Here is a 6,307-nt window from a genome sequence, read left to right on the forward strand (position 1 = left end):
AAAGCGACCAGGCACACCTCACGCGGGAGTTCTCCGCGATCGTCGGTCTGCCCCCGTCGCGCTACGCCCGCGCCTGCCGCGCCGGGTGAGACGCGTCCGGAAGAAGACCAGGTGGGTGTGGCGGCCGTCTCCGACAACGTGGGCCGACGACCCGATTGTCCAGCCACCACAAGCCCGGGGACCTACCGCTCGGCCAAATGACGGCGCAGGAGGGATGGATCGCGCTGCGCCCAGCGCCGGTTTCGCCATTCCCACATCCAGGGCACCGGGCGCACGTGCCCCTCCGCGAGATCACTAGTTGTTGTGGGAGTGGGTGCGTCGCGGTCGGAGAGATCGCCGATCGGTGGTGGTGGGTGCGTAGGGTTGGGGGCGCAGCGTGATCCGTGCCGCCTGGCGGATGGAGTGTGACGATCGATGGCTCGCCGGTTCCAGACGGCTGGTCCGTGCCGGCCTGGGGTCGACTACATGATTCCGGCAGTGTCACGCTTGCCGGAGGTTCCCGACCTGGTGGAGCAGGAAGGGTACTTCGTCGTGCACGCGCCACGGCAGACAGGGAAGACGACGACGCTGACCGCGCTCGCCGAGGAACTGACGGCCAAAGGCCGGTACGGCGCTGCCCGCGGACCTGCGCCCGCCGCCGTGGCCGGAGGTGTCGGAAGGCACGCTGCTCGCGGCGGGTCTGTCGGTATGGGCGCAGGTCTGCCCCCGGCCGTTGGTGCTGTTCTTCGACGAGATCGATGCGCTGAGCGGGCAGAGTCTGATCAGCGTCCTCAGCCAACTCCGGGACGGTTATCGCGACCGCCCGATCGGCTTTCCCACCTCGGTCGCGCTGTGTGGCCTGCGGGACGTCTGTGACTGCCACCCCCGAAATCGCTTCGCGATTCCGCGGGACCCCGGAGCGGCATCCGGAGGCGATCCGTCACGGTTGGGGACGTCGAGCCCGTTCAACATCAAGCTGGAGTCGCTGCGGCTGGGGGACTTCACGGCGGAGGAAGTCGCCGAGCTGTACGGGCAGCACACCGCCGACACCGGGCAGGAGTTCACGCCGGCGGTGGTGGCCCGAGCGTTCGAGCTGACCGCAGGCCAGCCATGGCTGGTCAACGCGCTGGCCCGGGAAATCGTCGTGAAGATGGCGCTGCCGGTCTCGACGCCGATCACGGTCGACCACCTGGAACAGGCGAAGGAGCGCCTGATCCTGGCGCGAGCGACGCACCTGGACTCGCTGGCCGCCCGGCTGGCCGAGCCGCGAGTCCGTCGGATCGTGCTGCCCTTGCTGGCCGGCGACCTGGTGCAGCTCGACCCCTACGACGACGACCTCGCCTACGCCCGCGACCTCGGCCTGGTCGCCCCGAAGGACCCGGTCCGGATCGCCAACCCCATCTACCGAGAGGTCGTCGTCCGAGTCCTGACCACCCAGGTTGAGGCCAATGTCGTCGCCGACCCCCGCAGCTTCGTGCTGCCAGACGGCCGTTTCGACGTCGCGCTGCTGCTGCGGGAATTCGCCGAATTCTGGATCGAGCACGGCGACGTACTGACCTCGACGGAGCACTACCACGAGGTCGCCCCACAGCTCGTCCTCATGGGCTTCCTCCAACGCGTCGTCAACGGCGGTGGCTACGTGGAACGGGAGTACGGCGTCGGCCGGGGGCGGATTGATCTGCTCATCCGCTGGCCCTACCCAAACGAGAACGGCAAACGCCACTGGCAGCGGGAAGCCCTCGAGCTCAAGGTCTGGCATCCCGGCAAGGCCGACCCGCTGTGCCAAGGCCTGACTCAGCTTGACCGCTACCTCGACCGCCTCGGCCTCGACACCGGTATTCTGATCATCTTTGACTGCCGCCCCGATGCCCCCGACCTCAGTGAACGTACCCAGTTCGATATTGCCACCACCCAGACCGGCCGCACGGTCACGGTCCTGCGGGCGTAATTCTCCCCTCGCCCACCAAGCACCCGACGCTCGGGCGTACCGTGTCGCGACCGCCCGGTGGCGTTTGAGCCGGTGGCCGTCCACCCCGCGAGCCCCGCTTCCGGCGGTGGGCCTCGACCATGCTGGCCGTTGACTTCTTCCACGTGGACTGCGCCATGACGCTGCGGTGTCTGTACTGCTTCTTCGTCATGGAAGTCGGCACCCGCTACGTCCATGTCCTTGTCCATGTCCTTGTCCATGTCCTTGTCCATGTCCTTGTCCATGTCCTTGTCCACGTCCTTGGGGTTACCGCGGATCCGGACGGGCTGTGGACCACCCGGCAGATCCGGGACATCCTCTTGAGCCGCGGGGACCGGGCGGCCGAGTTCGGGAACCCCACAAGGTCACCTGCTCGCAGCCGGACCACCTGGCTTGACGTGATGACTGCGTCAATCTATCGTTGATGCATGCTCTACCCCACGCCGGCCCTCAGACCTGCCGACGATCAGGTGCTCAGCGAGATCGACGGCATGCGGGATGCACTGCGGCACCACATCCAGACCACGCCGTCGAAATGGACTGAGAGGCTCCGGACGTTCCTGACCGCCGATGCCGTCGCAGCCTCGAACTCCATCGAGGGCTTCAAGGTAGCCACGATCGACGTCGAGGACCTGATGGACGGCGAGCGAGATGTCGAGATCTCGGACGAGAACCGCGAGGAGACCCTCGCCTATCAGCGGATGATGACGTATATCCAGACGCTCCACGATGCCGAGGACGTCAGCTACAGCAAAGGCCTACTCAACGCTCTGCACTGGATGTTGCAAGGCCACCGTCACACCGTGCGCAAGCCGGCCGGGCAGTGGCGCCGGGGCCCCGTCTACGTCACCGACGCCCGCGACCCCGCCATCGCGGCCTACACAGCCCCGGACGCCGATGTCGTCCCCGCGCTGATGACGGAACTCATCGACTGGCTCAACGCCGACAACGACACCCACCTGCTGGTGCGAGCGGCTATGGCACATCTGCACCTTGTGTCCATCCACCCCTGGGCCGACGGGAACGGCCGGATGTCCCGTTCGCTGCAGACTCTCATGATCGCCCGCGAAGGCGTCCTGGCCCCGGAGCTCTCGTCCATCGAGGCGTGGCTCGGCCGCCCCGGCAACACCTGGGAGTACTATCGCGAACTCACCGATCGGGGCCCGAAGTACCTTCCCGACCAGGAAGTCTCCAGCTGGATCCGCCTCAACCTGACCGCCTACCACCAGCAGGCCCAGGCCGTTCAAGGCCGACTCGACCGCTCCGGGCGGGTATGGGGCGCACTCTCCGAAGTCGCCGAGAGCACCGGTCTGGACGAGCGAGTGGTGACCGCACTGCACGACGTGGCCATGGCTGGACGCGTCCGCCGCTCACGCTACGAACACGCCGAGGGCCTGAGCCTGCAGCAGGCGCAACGCGACCTCCGCGACCTCACCACCGCCCACGTCCTGGAACCGGTCGGCCGAACCCGGGCCCGCTACTACACGGCAGGCCCCCGTTTCCCTCAGCCGGCACTTGACATCGCACGCACGCCCATGACCTTGAGGAATCCATACACCAGCTGACAAGCAACCCGGGCCGTCGGGTCCAGGGCGCGTTGGATGATGGAGGGCAGGGCGGGGGAGGCCTTGGCGAGGAAGGGAAACTCGTCAGACCACCATGGGCGCGGGTGATCGCGTCGAGGAGGAAGGTCTTACCCTGGCGCCGCCGCCCGGAGATCACATCCAGGGTGGCTTCCCGGCTCGGGTGGTGGGCGAAGCGGGTGAGCTCGGCCCATTCGAAGTCGCGGTCGAACATCTCGGCGGGCTTGTCCACCGCAACTCCTCTTAATAACTCGACTTATTATAGCCGGAGTCATCCATCCTATGGACGGAGTTCAATGATCTGTTGGAACGGCATGCGCCGCCATGATCGCTTGATTCCGCCGTGACTTCCGGGCCGGCGGCCGAGAGTTCGCACGCGGAGCCCATGAGTGTGGGGGTCCAACGATGTGATTGTTGTGCTGTTCTGGCGACACAAAATCTACATCGTTCGGCGCGCTATCGTTCGGCGCGCTTAATCCCGGCTGTTCACGCCGGAGCCTGTTTGATCGTGGCGGTGGGGGTGCCCCGGTGACGGGAAAGTGCCTCTGACTTGGGAGGATCCGGGTTTCTGAGATTTTCGTAATGCCGTGGAGACGGAAGGGGCTGAATGCAAGGGCCACCTGCGCGGTCTCGGCAACGGTCGCGGCTTCCGAGGTTCCGTTCTCGACCCGTCGCTGTGGAAATGGGCGCGGCATGTCAGATTCTTTCGGGTGGTGGCTGGCGGCCCGACGACGGGGGTCCTGCTGGACGAACGTCGGGTACTACGCGCTACGCGCCGGCCGAACCCTGGTGGATCCACCACTGGAGGGCTTCCTCGGCGCCGAGGGTGTCGGGGTGGCGAGGGCCGAGGATCCGGCGGCGGCTGGCCAGGACGTCTTCGCCGAGTGCGCGGGCATCCTGGTACCGGCCGAGTTTGCCCAGATAGATGGCGAGGTTGTAGGCCGAGGTGAGCGTGTCGGGGTGGTCGGGCCCGAGGACGCGGCGGTGCCGGGCGAGGGTGTCCTCGCCGAGTGCGCGGGCGGCCTGGTGGTCCCCGAGGGCGCTCAGCCGTACGGCGAGGTTGTAGGCCGAGTTGAGGGTGTCGGGGTGGTCGGGCCCGAGGACGCGGCGGCGGCGGGCGAGGGTGTCCTCGCCGAGTTCGCGGGCGGTCTCGTGATCGCCCAGGGCGCTCAGCAGGATGCCGAGGTTGTTCGCCGAGTTGAGGGTGTCGGGGTGGTCGGGCCCGAGGGTTCGGCGGCGCCGGGTGAGGGTGTCCTGGTACAGGTCGCGGGCGGCGTGACGGTCGCCGAGCTCGGCGAGGTCGACGGCAAGGTTGTGGGCCGAGTTGAGGGTGCCGGGGTGGTCGGGCCCGAGGGTTCGGCGGCGCCGGGTGAGGGTGTCCTCGTCGAGTTCGCGGGCGGCTTGATGGTCACCGAGGGCGCTCAGCCGGATGGCGAGATTGTTCGCCGCATCCAGGGTGTCGGGGTGGTCGGGGCCGTGAGTCCGCAGTAGGCGAGCGAACACGTCCTCGGTGGATTCGGGGGTGTCCAGGCGCTCGCCTTCGGGCTGTTCCTCCGTCGCATCGTCGCCGGCGACGGTCGTGGGCTTGGCGGCGGCGAGGCCGGGGGTGACGAGGGTGTGGGCGGTGACGAGGGTGTGGGCGACCGTTGGCACGTCGGCGGCTGGCGGCTGCTCGGCGGCGCGGCGGACGGCGTCGTCGAGGTGCAGCGGCAGGCCGGCTCGGGTGATCCAGCCCGCGCCGTAGGCCGCGGCCGTGGCGAGGGCGAGGGCGAGGGCGAACGCGGCGGCGTCCGGGTGGCGGGCGGCTGGGTCCTTCTCCAACGCGTGCAGCACCACCTGGGCGACCGGTGCGGGCACCCCGACCATGGGCGGGGCGGGCTCGGTCAGCTGCCTGCGCCACAGTATGTGCAGTGGCTGTTTCGGGTCGAATGGCGGCCGGCCGGCCAGGAGCTGGTAGAGCACGATGCTCAGCGAGTACAGGTCGGTCGCCGGGCACAGCCGGCCGCCCTCGATCTGTTCGGGCGCCATGTAGACCGGCGTGCCGGCGACTTTGCTGGCGGTGGTCGCCGACCCCTCGAACAGCTTCGCGATGCCGAAGTCGACGACCTTCACCGTCCCGTCCGTGGCGAACAGGATGTTGTCGGCCTTGACGTCGCGGTGCAGCACACTGTGGTCGTGGGCGTGGCTCAACGCCGCGGCCACCGCCAGGCCCACCGCACACGCCTGCTCCGGCGTCAGCGTGCCCCGCCGGCGGGTCAGCGTGCCCCCGGCCAGCAGCTCCATCACCACGAGGCACAGGTCCTCGGCCTCGATGTAGTCGTAGACCCGGACCACATGCGGATGATCCAGTCCGCCCAGCACCCGCGCCTCGGCGGCGAAGTCGATCCGCTCGCCTTCGGCCGTCTCGGCTGGGATCACCTTGATCGCCACCGGCCTGCGCATCCGTCGGTGCTCTGCCTTCAGCACCAGCCCGAACGCCCCCGAGCCCAGATACTCGCCGAGGACGTAGTTGGGCACCGCCGCGGCAACCCGCGCCCGCTCGATAATCACCAAACGCCCCAGCAGCCCGGTCGTGCCGTTGGCCGTCCTGTTGGCCGTCCTGTCGTCACGACCCGGATCATCACAGCATCACCATGGTGGAGCCAGCTTAGAGCGCCCCAGGACCCCGGAACACCACGGATTGCCGGGACTGCCTGCCATCTCGGCTGGGTGGCCTTCCATCCGATGTGGCCTTTCATCCGATCCCGAACGGCACCAAATCTCCCGCGCGGGTAGGGAC

General features: G+C 68.2%; 3 protein-coding genes and 2 pseudogenes. 3 read left to right on the plus strand and 2 right to left on the minus strand.

Going from position 1 to position 6,307, the window contains the following annotated elements; genetic code table 11:
• Positions 1-414: 414 nt before the first annotated feature.
• From U9983_RS25945 to U9983_RS25955, 3 genes and pseudogenes are all read left to right on the plus strand, one after another.
• Positions 415-1,927: pseudogene (locus U9983_RS25945) on the plus strand (AAA family ATPase).
• A gap of 119 nt (positions 1,928-2,046) precedes the next feature.
• Positions 2,047-2,370 (plus strand): hypothetical protein, encoded by a 324-nt coding sequence (locus tag U9983_RS25950; RefSeq protein WP_416211549.1) that lies wholly within the window; start codon positions 2,047-2,049, stop codon positions 2,368-2,370.
• A 3-nt stretch (positions 2,371-2,373) separates the two neighbouring features.
• Positions 2,374-3,510, plus strand: a complete 1,137-nt coding sequence (locus U9983_RS25955; RefSeq protein WP_322756526.1) for a Fic family protein — start codon at positions 2,374-2,376, stop codon at positions 3,508-3,510.
• 17 nt (positions 3,511-3,527) lie between these two features.
• Here U9983_RS25955 and U9983_RS28170 read toward each other — a convergent pair.
• A pseudogene (locus U9983_RS28170) lies at positions 3,528-3,760 on the minus strand (hypothetical protein); the annotation flags it as partial.
• A gap of 536 nt (positions 3,761-4,296) precedes the next feature.
• Positions 4,297-6,078, minus strand: coding sequence for a serine/threonine-protein kinase (locus U9983_RS25965; protein WP_322756528.1), 1,782 nt, complete (start codon positions 6,076-6,078; stop codon positions 4,297-4,299).
• Positions 6,079-6,307: the final 229 nt, after the last annotated feature.

The sequence above is a fragment of the Protofrankia sp. Cas3 genome (assembly GCF_963555955.1).
Lineage (GTDB): Bacteria > Actinomycetota > Actinomycetes > Frankiales > Frankiaceae > Protofrankia.

Excerpts from the sequence above, each read along its gene's own strand:
- U9983_RS25950 (WP_416211549.1), top strand. The coding sequence starts at position 2,047 with ATGCTGGCCGTTGACTTCTTCCACGTGGACTGCGCCATGACGCTGCGG.
- U9983_RS25955 (WP_322756526.1), top strand. The coding sequence starts at position 2,374 with ATGCTCTACCCCACGCCGGCCCTCAGACCTGCCGACGATCAGGTGCTC.